The following is a 23,261-nucleotide window of genomic DNA, read 5'->3' as shown; positions in this document are numbered from 1 at the left end:
CGATGCGGGTCGTCACTCGGTGCCCTCGCGCATCGGGATGCGGACACCGCGCTCGTCGGCCACCCGCTCGGCGATGTCGTATCCGGCGTCGACATGGCGGATGACGCCCATGCCCGGGTCGTTGGTCAGCACCCGGCGGATCTTCTCGCCCGCGAGTTCCGTGCCGTCCGCCACCGAGACCTGGCCCGCGTGGATGGAGCGGCCCATACCGACACCGCCACCGTGGTGGATGGAGACCCAGGACGCGCCGGACGCCACGTTGACCATGGCGTTGAGCAGCGGCCAGTCGGCGATCGCGTCGGAGCCGTCGAGCATGGCCTCGGTCTCGCGGTAGGGGGAGGCGACGGAGCCGCAGTCGAGGTGGTCGCGGCCGATGGCCAGCGGCGCGGCGAGCGTGCCGTCGGCGACCATGTCGTTGAACAGGGCGCCTGCCTTGTCGCGTTCGCCCTGGCCAAGCCAGCAGATACGGGCCGGCAGCCCCTGGAAGTGGACCCGCTCGCCCGCCATTTTGATCCAGCGGTGCAGCGATTCGTTCTCCGGGAAGAGGTCGAGCAGCGCCTTGTCGGTCTTGTGGATGTCCGATGCCTCGCCGGACAGCGCCGCCCAGCGGAACGGGCCCCTGCCCTCGCAGAAGAGCGGGCGGATGTAGGCGGGGACAAAGCCGGGGAAGTCGAACGCCCTTGCGTATCCAGCGAGTTGCGCCTCGCCACGGATGGAGTTGCCGTAGTCGAAGACCTCGGCGCCCGCGTCCATGAAGCCGACCATGGCCTCGACGTGCCGGGCCATCGACTCGCGGGCGCGCACCGTGAAGTCGGCGGGCTTCTCGGCGGCGTACGCGGCCATGTCGTCGAAGTCGACCCCGACCGGGAGGTAGGCGAGGGGGTCGTGGGCGGAGGTCTGGTCCGTCACGATGTCGATCGGGGCGCCGTCGGCGAGCAGCTGGGGCAGCAGCTCGGCCGCGTTGCCGAGCAGCCCGATGGAGAGCGGCTTGCGGGCGTCGCGCGCCTCGACGGCGAGCCGCAGCGCATGCTCAGGGCTGTCGGCCCTGACGTCCAGGTAGCGGTGCTCGATGCGGCGCTCGATGGCCCGCGGGTCGACGTCGATACAGATGGCGACGCCGTCGTTCATGGTCACGGCGAGTGGCTGGGCCCCGCCCATGCCGCCAAGACCCGCGGTGAGGGTGATCGTCCCGGCGAGTGTGCCGTTGAATCGCTTGGCGGCGACCGCGGCGAAGGTCTCGTAGGTGCCCTGGAGGATTCCCTGGGTGCCGATGTAGATCCAGGATCCGGCCGTCATCTGGCCGTACATGGTCAGCCCCAGCGCCTCCAGGCGGCGGAACTCCTCCCAGTTCGCCCAGTCGCCGACCAGGTTGGAGTTGGCGATCAGGACCCGCGGAGCCCATTCATGGGTCTGCATCACGCCGACCGGGCGGCCGGACTGGACGAGCATCGTCTCGTCCTGCTTCAGCGTCTTCAGCGTGCGCACCATCGCGTCGAAGGAGCGCCAGTCGCGGGCGGCCTTGCCGGTGCCGCCGTAGACGACGAGCTTGTCGGGGTGCTCCGCGACCTCGGGGTCGAGGTTGTTCTGCAGCATCCGGAGGGCGGCTTCCTGCTGCCATCCCAGGGCGCTCAGCTCCGTACCGCGCGGTGCCCGTACCGGCCGGGGTCCTGACATGGCGTGCCTCCTCGATCCATGACTGTTGCATTAACTATTCACATCTTGACGAGATGAATAGAGCTAGTCAATACGGCCCGGCATCCGCGCCGGACCCGAGCGGATGATTGGCTGGATCGCATGGCTTCCGAAACGGCTCCCGACAGCACCGACGTCAGGCCCTCCACCGCCCCCCGTACAGCCGCCCTGAGGCGCGAGCAGGCCGTCCGGGCGGCGGTGGAGAGCGGGATCGCCGGCGCCCGGACACCGATCGTCGGACTGCTGGACATCTCCGGCATCCGGAGCAGCGCGGCGGCACTGCACTCCGCCTTCGCCGGCGTCACGCCACCCGGCACCCCGGTTCTGCACGCTTTCGCGGTGAAGGCCGCACCACTGGTGCCGGTGCTGAGGCTGCTCAGGGCCGAGGGCATCGGGGCCGAGGTCGCGAGCCCCGGTGAACTGGCGCTGGCCCGCGCCGCCGGCGTGCGGCCCTCGCACACCGTGCTGGACTCCCCCGCGAAGACCCCGGCCGAGCTGCGGGAAGCACTGAGCCTGGGAATCGCGGTCAACGCGGACAATCCGCAGGAGCTGGACCGTATCGACGCACTCGTCGGATCGGATCCGCCGTCGTCCCCGCTGGGCCTGCGGGTGAACCCGCAGATCGGCGGCGGCTCCATCGGAGCCCTGTCGACCGCGACCGCCACATCGAAGTTCGGCATCGCCCTGCGCGACGACGGCGCGCGCGAGTGGGTGATCCGTGCCTGCCTGGACCGCCCCTGGCTGACCCGGCTGCACACCCATTCCGGCTCGCAGGGCGTGCCGCTGGCACTGATGGCCGAAGGCGTCCGGGCCGTCCATGAACTGGCCGAGGAGATCAACACCGCGGCGGGCCGGCAGCAGATCGACACCATCGACATCGGCGGCGGGCTCCCCGTCAACTTCTCGTCCGACGAGGAAACCCCCCGCTACGCCGACTACGCGCGCCTCCTCAAGGAGACCGCACCCGGGCTGCTCGACGGCCGCTACGGTCTGGTCACCGAGTTCGGCCGCTCCCTGCTCGCCAAGCACGGCACGATCCTCGCCCGGGTCGAGTACACCAAGTCGTCCGGCGGACGGCCGATCGCGGTGACCCACGCAGGTGTCCAGGTCGCGACCCGCACGGTGTACGCGCCCGAGTCCTGGCCGCTGCGGATCACCGCCCATGACGCGGACGGCCGGCCCAAGTCCGGCCCCGGGGTCGCCCAGGACGTGGCAGGGCCGGCCTGTTTCGCGGGCGATCTGCTGGCGGAGGACCGGGAGTTGCCCCTGCTCCAGCCGGGCGACTACGCGGCGGTGCTCGACACCGGCGCCTACTACTTCGCGCACCACTATGCGTACAACAGCCTTGCCAGGCCCGGCATTTACGGCTTTTCGACCGGACCCGACGGGGTGCGGTTCACCGTGGCACGGGACCCGCAGACCATGGAGGAGATCGTGGCGGACGCGGGTGGCGGGCATCGGGACGCACTTCTCCCGGAGTGATGTCCGCAGGGCATGACGGTCCGGCGGCCGCCCGCGTCCGAGCGGCCGAACTCGGACTTTAACCCCACGCCGCATGTTCCGCCGGAAAATGCCAGAACTCCCACCAGCAGAGCGCACGGTGCGTAACTTCACGGTTACTGCCGCACACCACGCTGCCGCACACCACGCTGGGGGGAGGGTCACGCGTGCCCGGAATCGACGAGTGTCTGCTGCAAGCCATGCGGCTGCCCGGTGCCATCGGCGCCGCCGTGGTCGACTGGACCAGCGGGCTCGCCCTCGGCACCATCGGCGACTCGCCGAACAACGACCATGAGGCGACAGCAGCCGAGACCGCCGAGCTGGCGCGGATGGCCGCCGAACATCCCGCCTTCGCTCCGGAGGAGCCCGCACCCGGCGACGAGGCTGCGGCCAGGGATCTCCCGGTCGAGGACGTCATCGTCACCACCCGCACCGGCTACCACATCCTGCGCTTCGTCGAGACGACCTTCGACAGCAGCGTCTTCCTGCACCTCTGGCTCGACCGCGACGAGGGCAACCTCGCCCTCGCCCGGTTACGGCTCGGCGATCTCGCCGAGCGACTGGTCCTGGCATGAGCCCCGCAACCGTGTCCCCCATGCTGGTCCGGCTCGCCGGTGAGCGCGCGACCGGCGCCCTGCTGCGGGACCGCGGCACGCTCTACCTGGTGGACGGCCAGGTGGTGCACGCCGAGAGCCCCGCCGCACCGGGCATCGACATCCTGCTCACCGCCACCGGCCGGTTGCGGCCCGAAGGCTGGCAGCAGGCCGTCGACCGGGCGGGCGCCCACGGTTTCGTCGGCAGATTCCTCGTGGAGAGCGGCCAGGTGGCCGGCGGGGAACTGGAGATATGCCATCTGGGAGCGCTGCACGACGCGGCGTTCTTCGCACTGGCCCCCAGCAGCGGGCCCACCCGCTTCCGTTACGGGGTCGCCCACTGGATCGGTCCGGTGCACCCGGTGTCCGCCGAGGTGGTGGAACGCGAAGCCGCCCGCCGGAGGGACCTGCTCGACCGGCTCTGGCCGTATCCGGACGTCGACAACGCCCCGGTGGTAAGGACCCGCCGCCGCCCGGACACCACGGTCACCGCGCGCCAGCGGGCCGTGCTCGCTCTGGCCGACGGCGCGATGACCCCGCAGGACATCGCCCGCGCGCTGGGCCGCCCGGCGTTCCACATTCTGATCGACATCCGCAGGCTGGCAGCCGCCGGCGCGGTCGAGACCCCGCGCGCGCCCGTACCGCAGGCGCACCTGGTTCCCGCGTGGGTCGCCGGGATGACGCCGGACCCGGATGTCGCCCTGCTCCGCCGGCTGCGAGACGCATTGGAGGCCACGCTGTGATCCGCGCCCTGCGGCAGCGCGCCGAGAGGAGACAGCTGATGTCCGCGGAGGCCGAAGTCCTCGACGAGTTGCACCGGCTGAGAGCCCGGGTCCCGCTGGTCGTCGGAGCGCTCGCGGCCAGCGCCGACGGCCTGGTGCTGGCTCAGGACACCGCGTCGTCGGAGGCCGAGTCCATCGCGGCGCTCACCGCGGCGGCCCTCGGCGTGGCCCAGCGGCTGACGGACACCACGGGCCAGGGCGACTTTCGCGAACTGCTCGTCCGGGGCGAACACGGCTACGTCGCCACCTATGCCGCCGGCCCGTCCGCGGTGCTCACGCTGCTCGCCCAGCCGCGCATCAACGTAGGCCGTCTGCACCTGGAAGCCCGCCGTGCCAGCGCCCGGATCGGCGAACTGGTCGACGGCGCCCTCGAACGGCCGGAGAGCCCATGACCGACGTCCCGCCACGAACCCCCCGGTCCAAAACCACTCAGCCCAGGACCACTCAGACCAGAACCACTCAGACCAGGACCGCCCAAACCGGGTCCACTCAGCCCAGGAACACCAGGACGAAAGGCAGTACAACCCTCATGGCGAACACCGAAACCACACTCAAGGAAGCGATGACCACGATCGAGGGGGCCATTGGAGCCGCCCTCGTCGACTACACCAGCGGGATGGCCCTCGGCACTCTCGGCGGCGGCAAGGACCTCGATCTGTCGGTGGCCGCCGCAGGAAACACCGATGTGGTGCGCGCCAAGGTGCGGACCATGGAACACCTCGGAATGAAGGACGAGATCGAGGACGTCCTGATCACCCTGGGCGAGCAGTACCACCTGATCCGGCTGCTCAAGGGCCGAGGCAAGAACGGCCTGTTCCTCTATCTGGCGCTGGACAAGGGCCGCGCCAACCTCGCCATGGCCCGGCACCAGTTGAAGAAGATCGAGGCCGAGCTGGAGATGTGAGACCGGCCGGCCTCACGGAAGTCAGCGACGCCGCGCCCCGCCCGGCGCGGCGTCGCCCGCGAGGACCCCCGTGGACCGATACCCCTTGACCGTGCTGCCGGCGGGACCGCGCGCGATCCAGTCGGTACGGACCCAGAACAGCAGGTCCTCGGCGCGTTCCCGGCGTCCCAGCCCGACCGACTTGAGCCACAGGCCGGCGCCTGCCCCGGCCAGGGTCAGCCCGCCGGCGGCCGGCAGGGCGAACGACGAACCCAGCGCCAGCACGAAGGCGGCCAGCAGCCACCACCGGTGCGAGCGCCGCCAGTTCCGCAGGGTGACCGCACGGGTCCTGGAGAAAGTCCGAACGGCCGGCCCGGTCAGGTGTCTTCGCCAGATGTCCGAAACGGCGCCTCCGGACCAGCGCCACGGCTGCCGCCGTGACCAGGAAGAGCGCCGCCCCGGCGAGCAGACCGATCCTGCGCCCGGTGAGCCCGGGCAGCAGCACCCCGGCAACCGCGGCGAGCAGCCCCAGCCACCACATCGGGGCAGCCCCCGCTCGCACCAGCACCGCGACCCGTGCCACGGCCCGTGTTTTTCCCTGCGTGCGCGCGCGACCCACGTCCGTACCCCCTCACAACTCCGCTCCACGACGAGCGGGAGATCAGCCGGGGTTTCTGAGTGCCGGGTGAGAACCACCGGGCGGTGTCACTCCACGAAGAGGCCCCGTGCCGAAGCCCTGGTGTCGAACTCCTCCAGCCTCGCCTGCGCGTCGGGCAGGTCGTCGCACATCGCCTCGAGCAGCACCCGGCCCAGCAGCATCGGCCCGCACGCCGTGTCGAAGGCAAGACCGGTGCCGACAGCCGCCGGGATGAGGATGTCGCTGTCCTTGGCCACCGGGGCGAAGGCCGAGTCGGCGACCGTGATCACGGTCAGGCCCGCCGATCCGGCGTACGCCAGCGCCTCGGCGACCTCGCGCGGATGGCGCGGCAGCGCGAAGCAGAGCAGCGCCGTGGCACCGGCCCGCACCGACGCGTCGATGCGGTCGGCCAGCATGGTGCCGCCCTCGTCGAGCAGCCGGACGTCCGAGTGCACCTTGGCCGCGAAGTACGCGAAACCCCTGGCCTGCGAGGAAGCGGCGCGCAGCCCGAGCACCGGCAGCACCGGAGATGCGGCGAGCGTCCTGCCCGCGCGCTCCACCAGTGACGGATCGGCGAGCAGTTCGGACAGCTGCCGCAGATTCTCCATCTCGGCCAGGACCGCCTGCTGGTACTCGTTGAGGCTGTTGTCATCGGCGGTGCTGCCGGCCGGCGCCACCTCGCGCAGATGCCTGCGCAGTGCCGGGTAGCCGTCGAAGCCGAGCGCGACGGCGAAGCGGGTGACGGACGGCTGGCTGACACCGGCCAGTTCGGCCAGCTCCACGGAGGAGAGAAACGGCGCGTCGGCGGCCCGGCGCACCATGCAGTGCGCGATCCGCCGCTGTGTCGGTGTCAGCCGGTGCCCTTCGAAGAGCTGCTGCAGCCGTGCGGCCGGGCTGTCGCTCATGCCGTCCCCTTCAAGATCCACATCCACATCGGACTTCGTTCACATCGGGCTTCGTTCACATCGGAGTTCCATCACGCCGGAGTCCGTCCACGCAGGAGTTCGTCCGTTTCGGCAGGCACATCAGAGATCGTCGAAACGGTCGAGCAGCGCGGCCGCTGTCTCGACATCATCGGTCAGCGGCCGGTCCGCGAGGTCCGGATCGAGTACCGCGTCCGCCAGGTCGAAGGCGCGGCCGACCGGCAGATCGGGATCGATCCGCAGATCACGCTGACGCAACGCCCGTACGGCGGCGACGAGTTCGCATCCGACGACGTACCGGAACGCTCGCCCGGCCCGCAGCGACTGACGGGCCGCCAGCGAGGCGAAGCTGGCCTGCTCCTCGACTCCGCGGGAGAGGACGGCGTGCCCGAGGGACGCGGGTGCGGAGAAAGCCCGCAGGTCGCCGAGCGCCGCTCCCGCCGCGTACTCCAGGATCATCACACCCGACGACGCGGCCTCACCGTCCGCCAGGAACGGCTTCAGCCGGGTGAGGGCCGGCTCGTTGAGCGCCGAGAGCCGGGAGGTCGAGAGCCGCGCGGTCTGGGTGACGGCCAGCCTGAAGTGGTCGAGTGCCAGCACCAGTTGGGCCATGTAGAAACCGCCGTGATGGTAGGCGGCCATGTCCGCCGGGCAGATCAGCGGATTCTCCGCTGCCGCGTTGATCTCGACGGCGAGGGTCCGCTCGAGGAGATCGGCCGCGTCGTACGCGGGGCCGTGGATCTGGGGCACACAACGGAAACCGTACGGGTCCTGGATGCGGCCGAGCGGCGGGGTGGGCCGCTCGGGTGCGCCGAGCAGCCGGCGGCTGCGGGCGGCCACCGCGTACGAACCGGGGTGCGGGCGGGCCGCGTGCACCGGCTCCGCGTACGCCTCGAAGGATCCGTCGACCGCGAGCAGCGAGAGCGCCGCCACGACCTGGGTGGCGGCGACCAGCCTGCGCAGCTCGTCGAGGGCCAGCGCGGACTGTCCGAGGGTGAGTGCGTTGCTGCTGATCAGCGCGAGGGCGTCGTTGTTGTCGAGGGGCTGAGCCCCCGGCGGCGTCCCGCCCTGCCAGGGATGCTCGCCCGCCAGTGCAAGACCCATCTGCGCGAGGGCGGCGATGTCCCCGGTGCCGACCGAGCCGAATTCGTGGACCACCGGGTGGGCGCCGGACCCGAGCGCATCGCAGAGCGCGGTGACCACCGTCGGCCGGAGCCCCGCTCCACCGGCGAGCAGCTGGTTGGCACGGACCGCGAGCATGGCCCTGACCTCGCCGGCGGGCAGCGGGTCACCGATCGCTCCGGCGTGCGAGCGCAGCAGCCTCAGTCCGTGGTCCGTGGCGGCGCCCGACGGGACGGACTCGTTACGGTTGGCACCTACACCCGTGGAGCGGCCGTAGACCCGGCCGGACGCGGCGAGCTCACGCGCCGCGTCCCATGACGACTCGACACGCTTCATCGCCTCGGTTCCGGGTACCGGCCTGACCGTACCGCGAGCCAGGCGCACCACATCGGCGACCGGAAGGGACTCACCGTCGAGCACCACGATGCCGGTCGGGGTGTCCACCATGCGGGACGACATCATGCGCGAACGCCTCCTGATCCGACATCCTGTCTTGCCTCATGGACTCATGGAACCAGTGTTTTACCGCAGCCCATTGACAAATTATTCAGACACAGAGAACTCTGCATGACCATATGCAGCCGGGCAAGGGATCACCGATGATCGAATTCGAAGCCGTGCACAAACGTTTCCCGAACGGCACCACAGCAGTCCACGACCTCACACTGGACATGCCGGAGGGACAGATCACGGTCCTCGTCGGCTCATCCGGTTGCGGTAAGACCACCACCCTGCGGATGGTCAACCGGATGGTCGACCAGACCTCCGGCACCATCCGCCTCGCGGGCAAGGACATACTCGAAGCCGATGCCGCCGTACTGCGGCGCGGCATCGGCTATGTCATCCAGCAGTCCGGGCTCTTCCCGCACCGGACGATCCTCGACAACGTCGCCACCGTCCCGCTGCTGCTGGGCTGGGGCAGGAAGAAGGCCCGGGCCCGGGCCGCCGAGCTTCTGGAGACCGTCGGGCTGGACGCCGCCACCGGCAAGCGCTACCCGAACCAGCTGTCCGGCGGCCAGCAGCAGCGTGTGGGCGTGGCCCGCGCACTGGCGGCCGACCCGCCGGTACTGCTGATGGACGAGCCGTTCGGAGCGGTGGACCCGGTGGTCCGCACGCAGCTCCAGGACGAGCTGCTGCGGCTGCAGAAGGACCTCAACAAGACCATCGTCTTCGTCACCCACGACATCGACGAGGCCGTACGGCTCGGCGACCGGATAGCCGTCTTCCGTACCGGCGGCCACCTCGTCCAGTGCGCCGAGCCCGCCGAACTGCTGGCCCGCCCCGCCGATGAGTTCGTCGCTGACTTCCTCGGCGCCGAGCGCGGGCTCAAACTGCTGTCCCTGAGCACCCTGGCCTCGGTACCGCAGAGCACGCCGGCCGCCCTCAGGGCCGACCAGCGGATATCCGCCGCCACCGGGCGCGAGGACCGCTGGCAGCTCGTCACCAGCGCCGAGGGAAAGCCGCTCGGCTGGCTCGACACCCAGGCCGCTCCCGCGTCGGGCACGGCGGGCGACGCCCCGCTGCTGCCGGTACGGGCCCTGCGGGACAGCGACTCCCTGCTCTCCGCGCTCAACGAGTCGCTCTCCTCCCCCGGCGGCCTGGTCGCCCGGGTCGACTCGAACGGCACACTGACCGGCGTCACCACCCGTGGCGACATCCACGACCACGCGGGCGGGGCCCACACGTCGGCCGGTGCCGCGGCGCACACGGGCACCGCCGTATGACCATCGACTGGGGCTGGTTCCCCGACCACACCGGTGAGATGGCCCACCTCACATCCGACCATCTCTCGACCGCGGTGCCCGCCGTCCTGTTCGGGCTGCTGATCGCGCTCCCCCTCGCGGTCCTCGCCCACCGGGTACGGCCGCTGCGCGGCTTCGTGCTCGGCCTCTCCAACATCCTCTACACCATCCCCTCCCTCGCCTTCTTCGTGCTGCTGCTGCCGATCACCGGTCTGACCAGGACCACCGCGATCGCCGGCCTCACCGCGTACACCCTGGTCGTACTCGTACGGAACACCGTCGAGGGCCTGGACGCGGTGCCCGCCAAGGTGCGCGAGGCATCGACCGCGATGGGCACCCGCCCGCTGCGCACCCTGCTCACCGTCGAGCTGCCGCTCGCCCTCCCGGTCATCATGGCGGGAGTCCGGGTCTCCACAGTGATGTCGATCTCACTCGTCAGCGTCGCCAGCTACATCGGCTACGGCGGCCTGGGCCAGCTCTTCATCGACGGCTTCCAGCGCAACTACCCCACGCCGGTCGTCGCCGGGGTCGCGCTGACCCTGCTGCTCGCCCTGGTGGCGGACGCGCTGCTGGTCAGCATCCAGTGGCTGTGCACGCCGTGGACCCATCGCTCACCCAGGCGAGGTGCCTGAACCCATGACCGAACTCCTCAAGAATCTCCTGTCCTGGCTGACCAGCGGTTCCCAGTGGTCCGGGCAGGAAGGCATCGCCCACCGGCTCGTCGAACACCTTCAGTACTCGCTGCTCGCGACCGTCATCGCCGCCGTGATCGCCCTGCCCATCGGCATGCTGATCGGCCACACCGGACGCGGCGCGTTCATCGCCGTCAACCTGGCCTCCTTCGGCCGCGCCTTGCCGACCGTCGGCCTGGTCACCCTGGTCTTCCTCGCCGGCGGCCTCTCCATCTGGCCCGTCTACATCTCGCTGGTGGCACTCGCCGTACCGGTGATCGTCACCAACACGTACGCGGGCATGGCCGCCGTCGACCCGGAGGTCAAGGACGCGGCCAAGGGCATCGGCCTCCGTGGTCACCAGGTCCTGCGGCAGGTCGAGCTCCCGCTCGCCCTTCCCCTGATCATGACCGGAATCCGGCTGGCGACCGTTCAGGTCGTGGCCACCGCCACCATCGCCGCCTACGTCAGCTTCGGCGGTCTGGGCCGCTATGTCTTCGACGGGCTGGCCCAGCGCGACCTCGTGCAGGTGCTCGGCGGCGCGGTGCTCGTCGCGCTGCTCGCCGTCGCCGCCGACCTGGCCCTGGGCGGGGTGCAACGGCTGCTGCTCCGCGGCCGCCCCACCACCGCCCGCTGACTTCCCGGAGGACCTGGAAATGAACCGCCGTACCGCGCTCACCGCGCTCCTCGCCGGCGCATCGGCGCCGCTGCTCGCCGCCTGCTCGTCCGGCATCACCTCGCTCAACGGAAGCGGATCGGGTGGCGACACCGGATCGAGCTCCGGCGGCCTGGTCATCGGCACCGCCAACTTCACCGAGAACCAGATACTCGGCTACCTCTACGCGGGCGTCCTGAAGGCCGCCGGCATCAAGACGACCGTCAAACCCAACCTCGGCTCCCGCGAGATCATCGTCCCCGCGCTGAAGGGAGGCGACATCGATCTGCTCCCGGAGTACCAGGGCAGCCTGCTGCTCTATCTGGATCCGAAGGCCACAGCGACGGAGGCGGGCGAGATGCAGAACGCCCTCGCGGCGGTGCTCCCCTCCTCCCTCGAAGTCCTTCCCTACGCGTCGGCCGAGGACCGCGACAGCTTCGCGGTCACTCAGGAAACCGCCGACAAGTACGGTCTGCACAGCCTCGCCGACCTGAAGAAGGCCAACGGCAAGCTGGTCTTCGGCGCGGCCGCCGAGATGAAGAAGCGGGTCGTGGGGCTCGTCGGCCTCAAGGACCAGTACGGCGCGCAGTTCAAGGAGTTCAAGGCGCTGGACTCGTCCGGTCCGCTGGTCAAGGGCGCGCTGAAGAAGGGTGACGTGGACGTGGCGAACGTCTTCACCACCGATGTGGATATCGCCGCGAACAAGTGGGTCATCCTCTCCGACCCCCGACACCTGGTGCCCGCACAGCACATCGTCCCGCTGATCGCCGCCCGCAAGGCGGACGGCAAGGTCCGCAAGGCGCTGGCCCGGCTGGGCAACGTGCTGACGACCGCCGAACTGACCGCGCTGAACCGCCTGGTCGACAAGGAGAAGCAGGACCCGGACCGGGTGGCGGACGCCTGGCTGAAGAAACAGAAGCTGGTGGCTTAGGTCCGCCGCCTCGGCAGCCGCGCACGCGGTACGGCACGCGGATCCCTGATCACGCGATGCCGCCGGGCGGCGGCCGGCCCTGCCCCGGCGAGGGCGGCCGACCGGCCCGGGGCCGGTCTCGCGCCGGTGGTGGCTTACGGTCTCGCGGGGCCGGACCCGGGGCCGTCAGCCGGTGGATGAGGCCGAGCCCCGCTCGACCAGCCGAGGGGCGCAGAGAATCCGCTTGCGCCGCACCCTGCGCCCCTCGATCGCCGCCACCGCCAGTCTCGCGGCGTCCGCCGCGATCTCCGCGAGGCCCCAGTCCAGCGTGGTCAGCGCGGGGGTGAGCACCCGGGACACCGGATGGTCGTCGAAGCCGACGACCGACACATCGCGGCCGACGGTCCGCCCCGCCTCCGCCGCTGCCGCGTACACGCCGTAGGCGATCGAGTCCGAGAAGCAGAAGACGGCGGTGGCCGGTCCCGCGAGCACCCCGCGGGCGACCGCTGTCGCCTCGCTCAGCTCCTGTGCGCAGGGGACCACTTCGACATCGAGCCCCAGCCGGCCCGCCGCCTCACCGACATAGAGGTCCGCCGGGCGGTCGGGGGTGCTCGGGCCGGTCGGCGTGAGCACCGTCACCCGCCGGTGCCCCAGACCCGCGAGATAGCCGAGGACCGCGTCGATGCCGGCCCGGTTGTCGAAGAGCACCTCACCCGCGGTGCGCGCCTGCCGCAGCGAGTCCCCGATCGAGACCACCGGCACCGCGTCGGCGATCTTCGCCCAGCCCTCCGCCGACGGGTCGACGGGCGAGACGAGCAGCCCGTCCACTCGCTGGTCGCGCAGCTGCTTCGCCAGCGCGAGTTCGCGCGCCGGGTCGCCGCCCGCGTCCAGGATCAGCGCATACCGGTCGCCTGCCAGCAGCTCACGGCCTATGGCCGCCATCAGCTGCTGCTGCCACAGGTCCTGGAGGTCCCCCGCGAGAACGCCGACCATGCTGGTGCGGCCGCTGGCGAGGGCACGGGCGATGGGGTCCGCCTCGTAACCCAGCTCGGCGGCGGCCCTGCGGACCCGTTCCTCGGTCTCCTTGGAGACCTGTTTGCCGCGCAGCGCGTACGAGACGGCAGCCGTCGAGAGGCCGGTGGCCTCTGCCACCTCGCGGAGGGTGGTGCGTTTGCTGGGCCTGGCCATATCGGGAAGCCTACCGGGCACGCTTGACAGCCCGAGTGGTTAAGCGTTTCACTTAAGCGCATCACTGAAGCGATTAACTCCAGGAGGCCCCTTGCCGGCGGACGTCCACCAACACCTCTGGCCTCCGGATTTCATCGAGTTGCTGCGGGGCCGCGCGAGCAGCCCCCGGCTGGACGGCTGGACACTCCACCTGCCCGGGGAGGCGCCTTATCCGGTCGACCCCGCCGACCACGACATCGCCGCCCGCACCGAGCTGACCCGCGCCGACGGCCTCGATCTCGCCCTGGTGTCGCTCTCCAGCCCCCTGGGCATCGAATATCTGCCGCCCGCCGAGGCGGCCCCACTGCTGACGGCCTTTCACGACGGCTCACTGGCGCTTCCCGCGCCCTTCGGCGTCTGGGCAGCGGCCGCACTGGTGGCTCCGGACCCGCAGGCCCTCACCCGTGAGCTGGACCGGGGCTGCGTGGGACTTCAACTACCGGCCACAGCACTGCTCGACGAGGCCGGCTGGGCCCACTGCGCCCCGCTGATCGAGACCCTGGCGCGCGCGGACAAACCACTCCTCGTCCACCCGGGGGCCGCGCCGCCCGCCGCCCCCGGCACACCGCCCTGGTGGCCCGCCCTGGTCCCGTACGTCCACCAGTTGCACGCGGCCTGGTTCGCCTTCCGTACCTTCGGCCGTGCCCGTCACCCGGGACTGCGCGTCTGCTTCGCCGCCCTGGCGGGCCTCGCCCCGCTGCACGGCGAGCGCCTCGCCGCCCGCGGCGGCGGGCGCGGCCTGGTGGACCGCGACGTGTTCTACGAGACCTCCTCGTACGGCACCCGGGCAGTCGACGCCCTGGCCAGGACCGTCGGCATCGACACGATCGTCGCCGGCAGCGACCGCCCGTACGCCCGGCCCGGCGCCCGCCCCCCATCCGCCGACACGGGTCGCGCCACACCCCTCGCCCCCGTCACCCCCGACCTGGGCGGGGATGCGGCCGCCCGGGCCCTGCACACCGCCAACCCCGACCGCCTCCTGAAGGGAGCAACCGCATGACCTACGACGCCGCACTGCCCGACCGCAACCTCGACAAGCGCGAACTCCGGGCCCTGGCCGACGAGCTGGCAGCCAGGCCGGGGCTGTGGCGTGCGGAGGTCGCCTTCTCCGACACCGAGCGCCACTACGCCTCGCTGCACCGCGACGAGTACGTCGACATCTGGCTGCTCTGCTGGACCCGCCAGAACGACACCGGCTGGCACGACCACGACCTCTCGTCCGGGGCGGTCCGGGTCGTCCAGGGCGTACTCACCGAGTCCAACCCCCGCATCGGCGGCCACCATCTCGCGACGGCCGTCGCCGCCGGCGAGTCGTTCTGCTTCGGCCCGGACCACATTCACCGGCTGACGGGCGCCACCGACGACGCGGTCTCGATCCACGCCTACTCGCCGCCGCTCTGGCGGCTCGGCCAGTACGACATCGGCGACGACGGACTGATGCGCAGGATTTCCGTCTCGTATGCGGATGAACTACGCCCCATGGACAGCCCTGCCGCCTGAGGAAACGGACAATCGGCCTGCGACTATTGACCTTCCATTCATCACAGCACACCCTGCATAGATCGATACATGAGCAGTGTGGTGAACGAGAGAGGGAGGCCGTCGCATGGCAGGCCTGGTGGAACAGCGCTCGATCGACGTCGTCCCCGACGAGGAGCGCCACGGCACGGCCTTCTCCCAGTTCACCCTCTGGGTCGGCGCGAACCTCCACATCACCGCGGTCGTCACCGGCGCCCTCGCGGTCGTCTTCGGTGGCGGTGCGCTGTGGTCGGTCGTCGGTCTGCTCACCGGCAACCTGCTCGGCGGCGCCGTGATGGCCCTGCACTCCGCCCAGGGCCCCCGGCTCGGCCTGCCTCAGATGATCTCCTCGCGTGCACAGTTCGGCGTGCGGGGAGCGGTGGTGCCGCTGGCCCTGGTCATCCTGATGTACGTCGGCTTCTTCGCCAGCGGCACCGTGCTCGCGGGCCAGGCGGTCGGCGAACTCACCCACCTCGGCGACACCGCGGGCATCGTCGTTTTCGCCCTGGTCACCGCCGCCATGGCGGTCATCGGCTACCGGATCATCCACGTGCTCGGCCGGGTCGCCGGCGCCGTCTGCGCCGTGGCCTTCGTCTATCTCGGCATCCGTCTGCTCGACCGCATCGACCTCTCCACGGTCCTGCACGACCACGGCTTCTCGCTGCCGCTGTTCCTCCTGGCCGTCTCCCTCTCGGCCTCCTGGCAGCTTGCCTTCGGCCCCTACGTCGCAGACTACTCGCGCTATCTGCCCAGGACCACGAGCGGCCGCGCCACCTTCTGGTGGACGCTCGGCGGCACCGCCCTCGGCTCCCAGTGGTCGATGACCTTCGGCGTGCTGGTCGCCGCCACCGCGGGTGACGCCTTCCTGAACAGCCAGGTGGGATACGTCGTCGGCCTGGGCGGCACCGGCCTGATGGCCTCGGTGCTCTACTTCGTCATCGCGCTGGGCAAACTCACCATCAACGTGCTGAACACCTACGGCGGCTTCATGTCGATGGTGACCAGCATCAGCGGTTTCCGCGGCCAGAAGACCCTGACACCGCGCGGCCGGACGCTCTACATCCTGGTCATCATGATCGCCGGAACCGCGGTGGCCCTCGCGGGCAAAGACAGCTTCCTGGACTCCTTCAAGGACTTCCTGCTCTTCCTGCTGGCCTTCTTCACCCCGTGGTCGGCGATCAACCTGGTCGACTACTACCTGATCTCACGCGAGCGCTACGACATCCCCGCCCTGTCCGACCCGCACGGCCGGTACGGGACGTGGCGCTGGGACGCTCTGCTCGTCTACGGAATCGGCCTGCTGGCCCAGGCCCCGTTCCTGGCGACGTCCTTCTACACCGGCCCGCTGGTCGCCCCGCTCGGCGGCGCGGACATCTCCTGGATCGTGGGCCTGCTGGTCCCGGCCCTGCTGTACTGGCTGCTGGCCCGCCGCGACACCTCGCACATCCCGCCGGCCACGATCCTTGCCGCGGTACCCGCGCAGCGGACGGAACCCGCCGCGGGGGCGCACGTCCTGCCGTGACACGCGCCCACCGGCCCTCCCGGCCAGGGCCCCCGCCGGCCGGTGCGCGGGTCCGCGGCGCGCTCCGGCGGCTGCGTCCGGGCCTCACCCGGCACGGAACCCGCCGGAATTGGGGGGTTAACCCCACTGCCATGGGCGTCCCCGATTCGTACCGTATTCACCATGGAAACCAGCGACCCAGAGCTGAAGAAGGAACTCGACGCCACCCTGCACGCCCGCAGGGAGCTCGGCGCGGACTACGACACCGCGCTGGTCGAGTCGTTCCTGGAGAAGGTCGAGCAGCGCCTCGACGGAACGGTCGACCGCCGGGTGCGGCGCCAGCTCGCCGAACAGCAGCTGGTGGTCGCCAGGGGATCCCGCCCGCCGCGTACCGACAGCAGCTTCGGCGAACGTTTCGGCTTCGGGATCGTCACGCTGATCGTCGCCATCCCGCTCTCGGCCATCGGCGCCGCACAGGCCCAGCTGTCCGGGCTGCTGGTCACCTGGCTGGGCATCGTCGGCGTCAATGTGGTCCATGCGGCGCGTGAAGGGGGCCTGTTCCGCCACTCCCGCAAGAAGTCCGCAGGCTCCGACTGGGAGGACTGACCCGGCAGGCCGCTCGGCTCATGCCTGGCGGGTGGGGAGCACGACCACCTGGCGCAGATTGATGTGCCGGGCCCGGCTGGTGATGTACCCGATCAGGTCCGCGATCTCGTCCGCCGCCAGCGGGCCGATGGTGCCGGCCATCCCGTCCAGCTGCCCGGACAGCTCATCGTTGTCGATGTGGCCGCCGAGCTCGGTGTCGGTCAGGCCGGGCTCGATGTTCGTCACCCGTACATCGCGCGGACCCAGTTCGGTGCGGAGCGACTCCGACAGAAAGGTCAGCGCGGCCTTGGACGCCCCGTACACCGCGTAGTTCGGGAAGAGCACATGCGCGCCGATCGACGAGATATTGACCAGATCGGCCGTCCTGCCGTCCGCCGCGGCGGCCAGCAGGTCAGGTGTGAACGCGCGGATCATCCGCAGCGCACCGGTCACGTTGACGTCCAGCATCCGCTGCCACTCGTCGACGCGGCCGTCGTCGACCGGATTCGGCAGCATCACACCGGCGGCGTTCACCAGCAGATCGACGGGCCCGTACACCTCATGGACCCTGGCCACCGCGGCAGCCACCGAGCGCTCGTCCGTGACGTCCGCGGTCACCGCGAGAGCCTGCCCGCCGCCGGCCGCGATCTTCCCGGCCAGCTCCTCCAGCCGTCCCGAGCGGCGGGCCAGCAGCACCACCCTGGCTCCCCGGGCGGCGAGCAGCCGGGCGGTCGCCTCGCCCATCCCGCTGGCGGCCCCTGTGATGACGGCGGTGCGGCCTGCGAGGTTCTCGTACGTCATGGTGTGGCTCCCTTGTCGTTCCCGGGGTGTTCCTGCTGACGGGAACCACTCTGCCGGGGGCGCGAGGTCCTACCCAGGGCTCGGCCTTTCCTGGGTCCGGCAGTACCAGGTAAGCGCCGCGGGCAGCCCGTAGGGTCGGGCCATGGACGGTGAACTCGGAGATTTCCTGCGGTCACGGCGCGCCCGGATACAGCCGGAGGACGTGGGCCTGCCCTCGCACGGGCGCCGCCGGGTGCCAGGACTGCGGCGCGAGGAGGTGGCACAGCTGGCGGGTGTCAGCGTCGACTACTACATCCGCCTGGAACAGGGCCGGCGGCAGGGCGTCTCCTCCAGGGCCGGGTCCGGGGGCGTGTCGGACGCCGTACTGGACGCGGTGGCCCGGGTGCTGCGGCTTGACGAGACCGAACGGCAGTATCTGCGGGAGATCGCCCGCCCGCGCCCCACCACCGTGACCCGTCAGAGCGTGCGCCCCGGGCTGCAGTTGCTGCTCGACACCCTCGACCGGGCACCGGCGTTCGTCCTCGGCCGCAGGATGGACGTGCTGGCCTGGAACGCACTCGGGGACGCGGTCGGCGACTTCAGCAGGATGGCGCCGGGTGAGCGCAACATGCCGCTGCAGGTGTTCCTCGCGCCCTCGGCACGTGAGCTGTACCCGGACTGGCCGGCGGTGGCGGCGGAGACGGTGGCGCATCTGCGTCTGGACGCGGGCCGCCATCCCGACGACAAGCGGCTGGCCGCGCTGGTCGGGGAACTGTCGCTGAAGAGCGAGGACTTCCGACGGCTGTGGGCCGACCATCTGGTGAAGGAGAAGACCTACGGGGTGAAGCGCATCGCCCACCCGGTCGTGGGTGAGCTGTCGTTCCCGTACGAGACTCTCGCGCTGCCGGGCGACCCGGACCAGCTGCTGGTCGTCTACACCCCGCAGCCGGGCTCCACGACAACCGAACGGCTCGCCCTGCTGGGCAGTTGGGAGAACCGGACAAGCGGGTGACGGCGGCGGGCGATCGCGGGGACCGCCGCACCCCCGGCGGACCGGGGGGCGGGACGACGGCGGTCCCCGCGAGGGACGCGGTCACGGGTCAGGGCCGGTTTCCGCGTCCATGGCGTCCTGGAAGCCGGGAGCCGCTCCGGAGGTCCGTGACGCCGTTCGTGGTGCCGGAGGGTTTCCCCTCCGACACCCACCACTGTGCCCCCACCGTGTTAAGACGGTGCTGCGTCAACGTGTCGCGTGCGTACCACTTCCGGGAACCCCGCGTTCCCGCCGGCTGGGCCGTGTGCGAGAAGTCCCGGCCGCCCCGCTGCGCCTGGCACGCACCTGCGGCCTAAGCCTCGCTCTTCGCGAGGAAGGCCAGCAGGTCCTGTCGGGTCACGACCCCCTTCGGCTTGCCCTCCACCAGCACGATCGCCGCATCCGCCTTGCCCAGTACGGACATCAGGTCCCCGACCGGCTCACCGGACCCGACCAGCGGAAGCGGGTTCGACATGTGCTTCTCCAGCGCGTCACCGAGCGAGGCACGCTTGGTGAACAGTGCGTCGAGCAACTCGCGTTCGACGACCGATCCGACGACCTCGGCTGCCATCACGTCGGGGTGGCCGGCGCCCGGCTTCACGATCGGCATCTGCGACACGCCGTACTCGCGCAGCACCTCGATGGCCTGGCCCACGGTCTCCTCCGGGTGCATGTGCACCAGGCTGGGGATGCCGTGCGACTTGTACTCCAGTACGGCCGCGACGCGCGGATCGGTGCCGGGCTGCTCCAGGAAGCCGTAGTCGTTCATCCACTCGTCATTGAAGATCTTGCTGAGGTAGCCACGCCCGCTGTCCGGCAGCAGCACCACCACGATGTCATCGGGACCGAGGTCCTTCGCCACGTGCAGCGCGGCCATGACCGCCATCCCGCAAGAGCCTCCGACCAGCAGGCCCTCCTCCTTGGCGAGACGGCGCGTCATCTGGAAGGAGTCCTTGTCGGACACCGCGACGATGTCGTCGGTCACCGTGCTGTCGTAGGCGGTGGGCCAGAAGTCCTCACCGACACCCTCGACGAGATACGGGCGCCCCGAGCCCCCGGAGTACACGGAACCCTCCGGGTCCGCACCGATGACCTTGACCCGGCCGTCGGAGACGTCCTTGAGGTAGCGGCCGGTACCGGAGATCGTGCCGCCGGTGCCGACACCGGCGACGAAGTGGGTGATTTTGCCGTCGGTCTGCTCCCACAGCTCCGGGCCGGTGGTCTCGTAGTGCGAGCGCGGGTTGTTGGGGTTGCTGTACTGATCGGGCTTCCAGGCGCCCGGCGTCTCCCTGACCAGGCGGTCCGAGACGTTGTAGTACGAGTCGGGGTGATCCGGGTCGACGGCCGTCGGGCAGACCACCACGTCCGCGCCGTAGGCGCGCAGCACGTTGATCTTGTCGGTGGAGACCTTGTCCGGGCATACGAAGATGCACTTGTAGCCCTTCTGCTGCGCCACGATGGCGAGACCGACCCCGGTGTTACCGCTGGTCGGCTCGACGATCGTGCCGCCGGGCTGCAGCGCGCCGCTCTGCTCGGCCGCCTCGATCATGCGGACGGCGATGCGGTCCTTCACGGAGCCGCCCGGGTTGAAGTATTCGACCTTGGCCAGGACGGTCGCCCTGATACCTGAGGTCACGTTGTTGAGCCTCACCAGCGGGGTGTTGCCTACGAGACTGATCATCGAGTCGTGAATGTGCGCCATGACGGTCAGCGTATTGGACAAGATTGGGCGACACCTGTCTCCGGGCAGTTAGGTGATGTACGGCTATGAGGAGGTGGCGGTGTCGAGAGCGAGGGTGGCACGGCGGATCGCGGCCGGCGCGGCGTACGGCGGCGGCGGAATCGGTCTGGTCGGGGCGGCGACGGTGGGGGTACTGCTGGCGGAGGTCCAGCTGGCGAAGCGTTCGGTGGGGGGCGGGCGGGCCCCCGAGCCGCCGAGGGCCGACGGGAGATACGGACTGGCGTTCGCGGGACGCAGCGGCCATCTGGAGCCGCTGCGTCTGGGCATGCTCGGCGACTCCACCGCGGCGGGACAGGGTGTGCGGCGGGCGGGCCAGACCCCGGCCGCCCTGCTGGCATCGGGGCTCGCGGCGGTGGCCGAGCGTCTGGTGGATCTGCGGAACGTCGCCCTGCCCGGCGCGATGTCGGACGATCTCGAACGCCAGGTGACGCTGCTGCTCGACGATCCCCGGCGCGTCCCGGAAGTCTGCGTGATCATGGTCGGCGCGAACGACGTGACGCATCGCATGCCGGCCACCCAGTCGGTCCGGCATCTCGCCACCGCGGTACGCAGGCTGCGCACCGCGGGCGCGGAGGTCATCGTGGGGACCTGCCCCGACCTGGGCACGGTCGAGCCCGTGTACCAGCCGCTGCGGTGGCTGGCGCGCCGGGTGTCCCGGCAGCTGGCGGCGGCGCAGACCATCGGGGTGATCGAGCAGGGCGGCAGGACCGTGTCCCTGGGCGAGATGCTGGGCCCCGAGTTCGCGGCGAATCCGCGCGAGCTCTTCGGGCCGGACAACTACCACCCGTCGGCCGAGGGGTACGCGACGGCGGCGATGGCGGTGCTGCCCACCCTGTGCGCGGCGCTGGGCCTGTGGCCGGAGACGGACCGTCTCGATGCCGCACGGGACGAGGACATCCTGCCGGTGGCGAAGGCCGCTTCGGCCGCCGCGTCCGAGGCGGGCACGGAGGTCACCGGTGCCCGTGCCCCATGGGCGCTGCTGAAGCACCGCAGGCGGCGGCGCCTGCCCCCGGTGTCGGAGCCGGCGGACAGTTCTCCGCAGGGGTGAGAAGAGGCGGACGGCTGACGGGCGCGGGCCGGTGTCGCATCTGGCGCACCGGCCGTGTTCGGACTACATTCTGAGCGGTCGCTTAGAAAAGAGTCCCGCATCACACGCCATTTCCGGTGACCTCCGAGCTACGTGCGGGTAACTTCCAGACGACTGCCCACCCGTCACCTGCCGCCACCCGACCTCCGACCTCTCAGCCCTCTGGAGCCGTGATGCCCGAAGCCGTGATCGTCTCAACCGCCCGCTCCCCGATCGGTCGGGCGTTCAAGGGGTCGCTCAAGGACCTGCGCGCCGATGACCTCACCGCCACCATCATCCGGACCGCCCTGGCCAAGGTCCCGGAGCTGGACCCCAGGGACATCGACGACCTGATGCTCGGCTGCGGCCTGCCCGGTGGTGAGCAGGGCAACAACCTGGGGCGGATCGTCGCCGTACAGATGGGGATGGACCACCTTCCCGGCTGTACGGTCACCCGCTACTGCTCGTCCTCCCTGCAGACCTCCCGGATGGCGCTGCACGCCATCAAGGCGGGCGAGGGCGACGTCTTCATCTCGGCCGGTGTCGAGATGGTGTCGCGCTTCGTGAAGGGCAACTCCGACAGCCTTCCGGACACGCACAACCCGCTGTTCGCCGACGCCGAGGCCCGCACCGAGGCCGTCGCGAAGTCGGAGGGCGCCTCCTGGCACGACCCGCGCGAGGACGGCCTGGTGCCCGACGCGTACATCTCGATGGGCCAGACCGCCGAGAACCTGGCCGGGCTCAAGGGCGTCACCCGCCAGGACATGGACGAGTTCGGTGTGCGCTCGCAGAACCTCGCCGAGGAAGCCATCAAGAACGGCTTCTGGGAGCGCGAGATCACCCCGGTCACACTTCCCGACGGCACCGTGGTCTCGAAGGACGACGGCCCGCGCGCCGGGGTCACCCTGGAAGCCGTCCAGGGCCTGAAGCCGGTCTTCCGTCCCGACGGCCGGGTCACGGCCGGCAACTGCTGCCCGCTGAACGACGGCGCCGCCGCGCTGGTCATCATGAGCGACACCAAGGCGCGCGAGCTCGGCCTGACCCCGCTGGCCCGGATCGTCTCGACCGGCGTCAGCGGCCTGTCCCCCGAGATCATGGGATACGGCCCCGTCGAGGCGTCCAAGCAGGCGCTGAAGCGGGCCGGGCTGACGATCGGCGACATCGACCTCGCGGAGCTCAACGAGGCGTTCGCCGCGCAGGTCATCCCCTCGTACCGCGATCTGGGCCTCCCCCTGGACAAGGTCAACGTCAACGGCGGCGCGATCGCCGTCGGCCACCCCTTCGGTATGACCGGTGCGCGGATCACCGGCACGCTGATCAACAGCCTCCAGTTCCACGACAAGCAGTTCGGCCTGGAGACGATGTGCGTGGGTGGTGGCCAGGGCATGGCCATGGTCATCGAACGACTGAGCTGACGAAGCGGCCGACGGCCCCAACTCGCCAGTAGGGCACCGGATTTGATCACCCAGAGGTACGGGTGGTGCCCGCACCGTGACAGTCCTCCGTCGGATACACCTACCGCGTCCCAGTCGTGACCGAATCTCCCCCAGGATGTGACCTATCTCCTGGGGGAGACCTGTTTTCGCAGGTCGCAGCGGTTTCAGCGCTAAACATCAGGCCCAAAGACCTGTCCAATTCGTGACGTAATGCACTGACAGCGGGAGCACTCTCACGACAAGCTGATGTAGTAAGTCGGGGAACGA

22 protein-coding genes and 1 pseudogene are annotated in these 23,261 nt (G+C 70.5%); 16 read left to right on the top strand and 7 right to left on the bottom strand.

Annotation, left to right across the window (positions count from 1 at the left end; translation table 11 throughout):
- Nucleotides 1-12: 12 nt before the first annotated feature.
- Nucleotides 13-1,674, bottom strand: a complete 1,662-nt coding sequence (hutU, locus tag OHS16_RS18855) for a urocanate hydratase (protein WP_328538382.1) — start codon at nucleotides 1,672-1,674, stop codon at nucleotides 13-15.
- A 120-nt stretch (nucleotides 1,675-1,794) separates the two neighbouring features.
- On the opposite strand from hutU, the gene OHS16_RS18850 reads away from it, so the two are divergent.
- From OHS16_RS18850 to OHS16_RS18830, 5 genes are all read left to right on the top strand, one after another.
- The gene (locus OHS16_RS18850) at nucleotides 1,795-3,174 is read left to right on the top strand and encodes a diaminopimelate decarboxylase (protein WP_328538381.1); all 1,380 of its coding nucleotides are present in this window, start codon (nucleotides 1,795-1,797) and stop codon (nucleotides 3,172-3,174) included.
- Between the two features lie 185 nt (nucleotides 3,175-3,359).
- The gene (locus tag OHS16_RS18845) at nucleotides 3,360-3,767 is read left to right on the top strand and encodes a hypothetical protein (RefSeq protein WP_328538380.1); all 408 of its coding nucleotides are present in this window, start codon (nucleotides 3,360-3,362) and stop codon (nucleotides 3,765-3,767) included.
- Nucleotides 3,764-4,528 (top strand): transcriptional regulator, encoded by a 765-nt coding sequence (locus tag OHS16_RS18840; protein WP_328538379.1) that lies wholly within the window; start codon nucleotides 3,764-3,766, stop codon nucleotides 4,526-4,528. Before OHS16_RS18845 ends, OHS16_RS18840 begins: the two co-directional genes overlap by 4 nt.
- A gap of 38 nt (nucleotides 4,529-4,566) precedes the next feature.
- Nucleotides 4,567-4,959, top strand: coding sequence for a roadblock/LC7 domain-containing protein (locus tag OHS16_RS18835; RefSeq protein WP_328538378.1), 393 nt, complete (start codon nucleotides 4,567-4,569; stop codon nucleotides 4,957-4,959).
- A gap of 137 nt (nucleotides 4,960-5,096) precedes the next feature.
- Complete coding sequence (locus tag OHS16_RS18830) at nucleotides 5,097-5,471, top strand: hypothetical protein (protein ID WP_328538377.1); 375 nt, start codon at nucleotides 5,097-5,099, stop codon at nucleotides 5,469-5,471.
- A gap of 21 nt (nucleotides 5,472-5,492) precedes the next feature.
- On the opposite strand, the pseudogene OHS16_RS18825 reads toward OHS16_RS18830, so the two are convergent.
- From OHS16_RS18825 to OHS16_RS18815, 3 genes and pseudogenes are all read right to left on the bottom strand, one after another.
- Nucleotides 5,493-5,991 (bottom strand): annotated as a pseudogene (locus OHS16_RS18825) (hypothetical protein).
- Between the two features lie 164 nt (nucleotides 5,992-6,155).
- Nucleotides 6,156-6,992 carry a MurR/RpiR family transcriptional regulator gene (locus OHS16_RS18820; RefSeq protein ID WP_328538376.1) on the bottom strand — a complete coding sequence of 279 codons (837 nt, stop codon included), beginning with the start codon at nucleotides 6,990-6,992 and terminating at the stop codon, nucleotides 6,156-6,158.
- A gap of 120 nt (nucleotides 6,993-7,112) precedes the next feature.
- Nucleotides 7,113-8,591 carry an aromatic amino acid ammonia-lyase gene (locus tag OHS16_RS18815; protein ID WP_328540901.1) on the bottom strand — a complete coding sequence of 493 codons (1,479 nt, stop codon included), beginning with the start codon at nucleotides 8,589-8,591 and terminating at the stop codon, nucleotides 7,113-7,115.
- A 140-nt stretch (nucleotides 8,592-8,731) separates the two neighbouring features.
- Between OHS16_RS18815 and OHS16_RS18810 the strand changes: the two genes are divergently transcribed.
- Genes OHS16_RS18810 through OHS16_RS18795 form a run of 4 tightly spaced genes read left to right on the top strand, consistent with a single transcriptional unit; the run spans nucleotide 8,732 to nucleotide 12,131 of the window.
- Nucleotides 8,732-9,856 carry an ABC transporter ATP-binding protein gene (locus OHS16_RS18810; RefSeq protein ID WP_328538375.1) on the top strand — a complete coding sequence of 375 codons (1,125 nt, stop codon included), beginning with the start codon at nucleotides 8,732-8,734 and terminating at the stop codon, nucleotides 9,854-9,856.
- On the top strand, nucleotides 9,853-10,506 hold the full coding sequence (locus tag OHS16_RS18805) for an ABC transporter permease (protein ID WP_328538374.1): 654 nt from the start codon (nucleotides 9,853-9,855) through the stop codon (nucleotides 10,504-10,506). Before OHS16_RS18810 ends, OHS16_RS18805 begins: the two co-directional genes overlap by 4 nt.
- Before the next feature lie 4 nt (nucleotides 10,507-10,510).
- A complete protein-coding gene (locus OHS16_RS18800; RefSeq protein WP_328538373.1) occupies nucleotides 10,511-11,182 on the top strand; it encodes an ABC transporter permease in 672 nt (223 codons plus the stop codon).
- Nucleotides 11,183-11,201: 19 nt separating this feature from the next.
- On the top strand, nucleotides 11,202-12,131 hold the full coding sequence (locus OHS16_RS18795) for an ABC transporter substrate-binding protein (RefSeq protein ID WP_328538372.1): 930 nt from the start codon (nucleotides 11,202-11,204) through the stop codon (nucleotides 12,129-12,131).
- 165 nt (nucleotides 12,132-12,296) lie between these two features.
- Here OHS16_RS18795 and OHS16_RS18790 read toward each other — a convergent pair whose 3' ends face one another.
- A complete protein-coding gene (locus OHS16_RS18790) occupies nucleotides 12,297-13,298 on the bottom strand; it encodes a LacI family DNA-binding transcriptional regulator (RefSeq protein WP_328538371.1) in 1,002 nt (333 codons plus the stop codon).
- Nucleotides 13,299-13,389: 91 nt separating this feature from the next.
- On the opposite strand from OHS16_RS18790, the gene OHS16_RS18785 reads away from it, so the two are divergent.
- The 4 genes from OHS16_RS18785 (at nucleotide 13,390) to OHS16_RS18770 (ending at nucleotide 16,962) form a co-directional block, all read left to right on the top strand.
- On the top strand, nucleotides 13,390-14,337 hold the full coding sequence (locus tag OHS16_RS18785) for an amidohydrolase (protein ID WP_328538370.1): 948 nt from the start codon (nucleotides 13,390-13,392) through the stop codon (nucleotides 14,335-14,337).
- Nucleotides 14,334-14,837, top strand: a complete 504-nt coding sequence (locus OHS16_RS18780; protein ID WP_328538369.1) for a cysteine dioxygenase — start codon at nucleotides 14,334-14,336, stop codon at nucleotides 14,835-14,837. Before OHS16_RS18785 ends, OHS16_RS18780 begins: the two co-directional genes overlap by 4 nt.
- Before the next feature lie 106 nt (nucleotides 14,838-14,943).
- A complete protein-coding gene (locus tag OHS16_RS18775; protein ID WP_328538368.1) occupies nucleotides 14,944-16,377 on the top strand; it encodes a purine-cytosine permease family protein in 1,434 nt (477 codons plus the stop codon).
- A 162-nt stretch (nucleotides 16,378-16,539) separates the two neighbouring features.
- Nucleotides 16,540-16,962 (top strand): hypothetical protein, encoded by a 423-nt coding sequence (locus OHS16_RS18770; protein WP_328538367.1) that lies wholly within the window; start codon nucleotides 16,540-16,542, stop codon nucleotides 16,960-16,962.
- An 18-nt stretch (nucleotides 16,963-16,980) separates the two neighbouring features.
- Here the strand turns inward: OHS16_RS18770 and OHS16_RS18765 are convergent, their stop codons facing one another.
- A complete protein-coding gene (locus OHS16_RS18765; RefSeq protein WP_328538366.1) occupies nucleotides 16,981-17,742 on the bottom strand; it encodes an SDR family oxidoreductase in 762 nt (253 codons plus the stop codon).
- Between the two features lie 142 nt (nucleotides 17,743-17,884).
- On the opposite strand from OHS16_RS18765, the gene OHS16_RS18760 reads away from it, so the two are divergent.
- Nucleotides 17,885-18,733, top strand: coding sequence for a helix-turn-helix transcriptional regulator (locus OHS16_RS18760; RefSeq protein ID WP_328538365.1), 849 nt, complete (start codon nucleotides 17,885-17,887; stop codon nucleotides 18,731-18,733).
- Between the two features lie 331 nt (nucleotides 18,734-19,064).
- On the opposite strand, the gene OHS16_RS18755 is transcribed toward OHS16_RS18760, so the two are convergent.
- On the bottom strand, nucleotides 19,065-20,453 hold the full coding sequence (locus tag OHS16_RS18755; protein WP_328538364.1) for a cystathionine beta-synthase: 1,389 nt from the start codon (nucleotides 20,451-20,453) through the stop codon (nucleotides 19,065-19,067).
- A 94-nt stretch (nucleotides 20,454-20,547) separates the two neighbouring features.
- On the opposite strand from OHS16_RS18755, the gene OHS16_RS18750 reads away from it, so the two are divergent.
- Nucleotides 20,548-21,540 carry an SGNH/GDSL hydrolase family protein gene (locus tag OHS16_RS18750; RefSeq protein WP_328540900.1) on the top strand — a complete coding sequence of 331 codons (993 nt, stop codon included), beginning with the start codon at nucleotides 20,548-20,550 and terminating at the stop codon, nucleotides 21,538-21,540.
- Between the two features lie 212 nt (nucleotides 21,541-21,752).
- On the top strand, nucleotides 21,753-22,973 hold the full coding sequence (locus OHS16_RS18745) for an acetyl-CoA C-acetyltransferase (protein ID WP_328538363.1): 1,221 nt from the start codon (nucleotides 21,753-21,755) through the stop codon (nucleotides 22,971-22,973).
- Nucleotides 22,974-23,261: the final 288 nt, after the last annotated feature.

The organism is Streptomyces sp. NBC_00344, assembly GCF_036088315.1.
In the GTDB taxonomy this organism is placed as follows: domain Bacteria; phylum Actinomycetota; class Actinomycetes; order Streptomycetales; family Streptomycetaceae; genus Streptomyces.
This window is presented reverse-complemented; position numbering and strand designations above follow the sequence as displayed.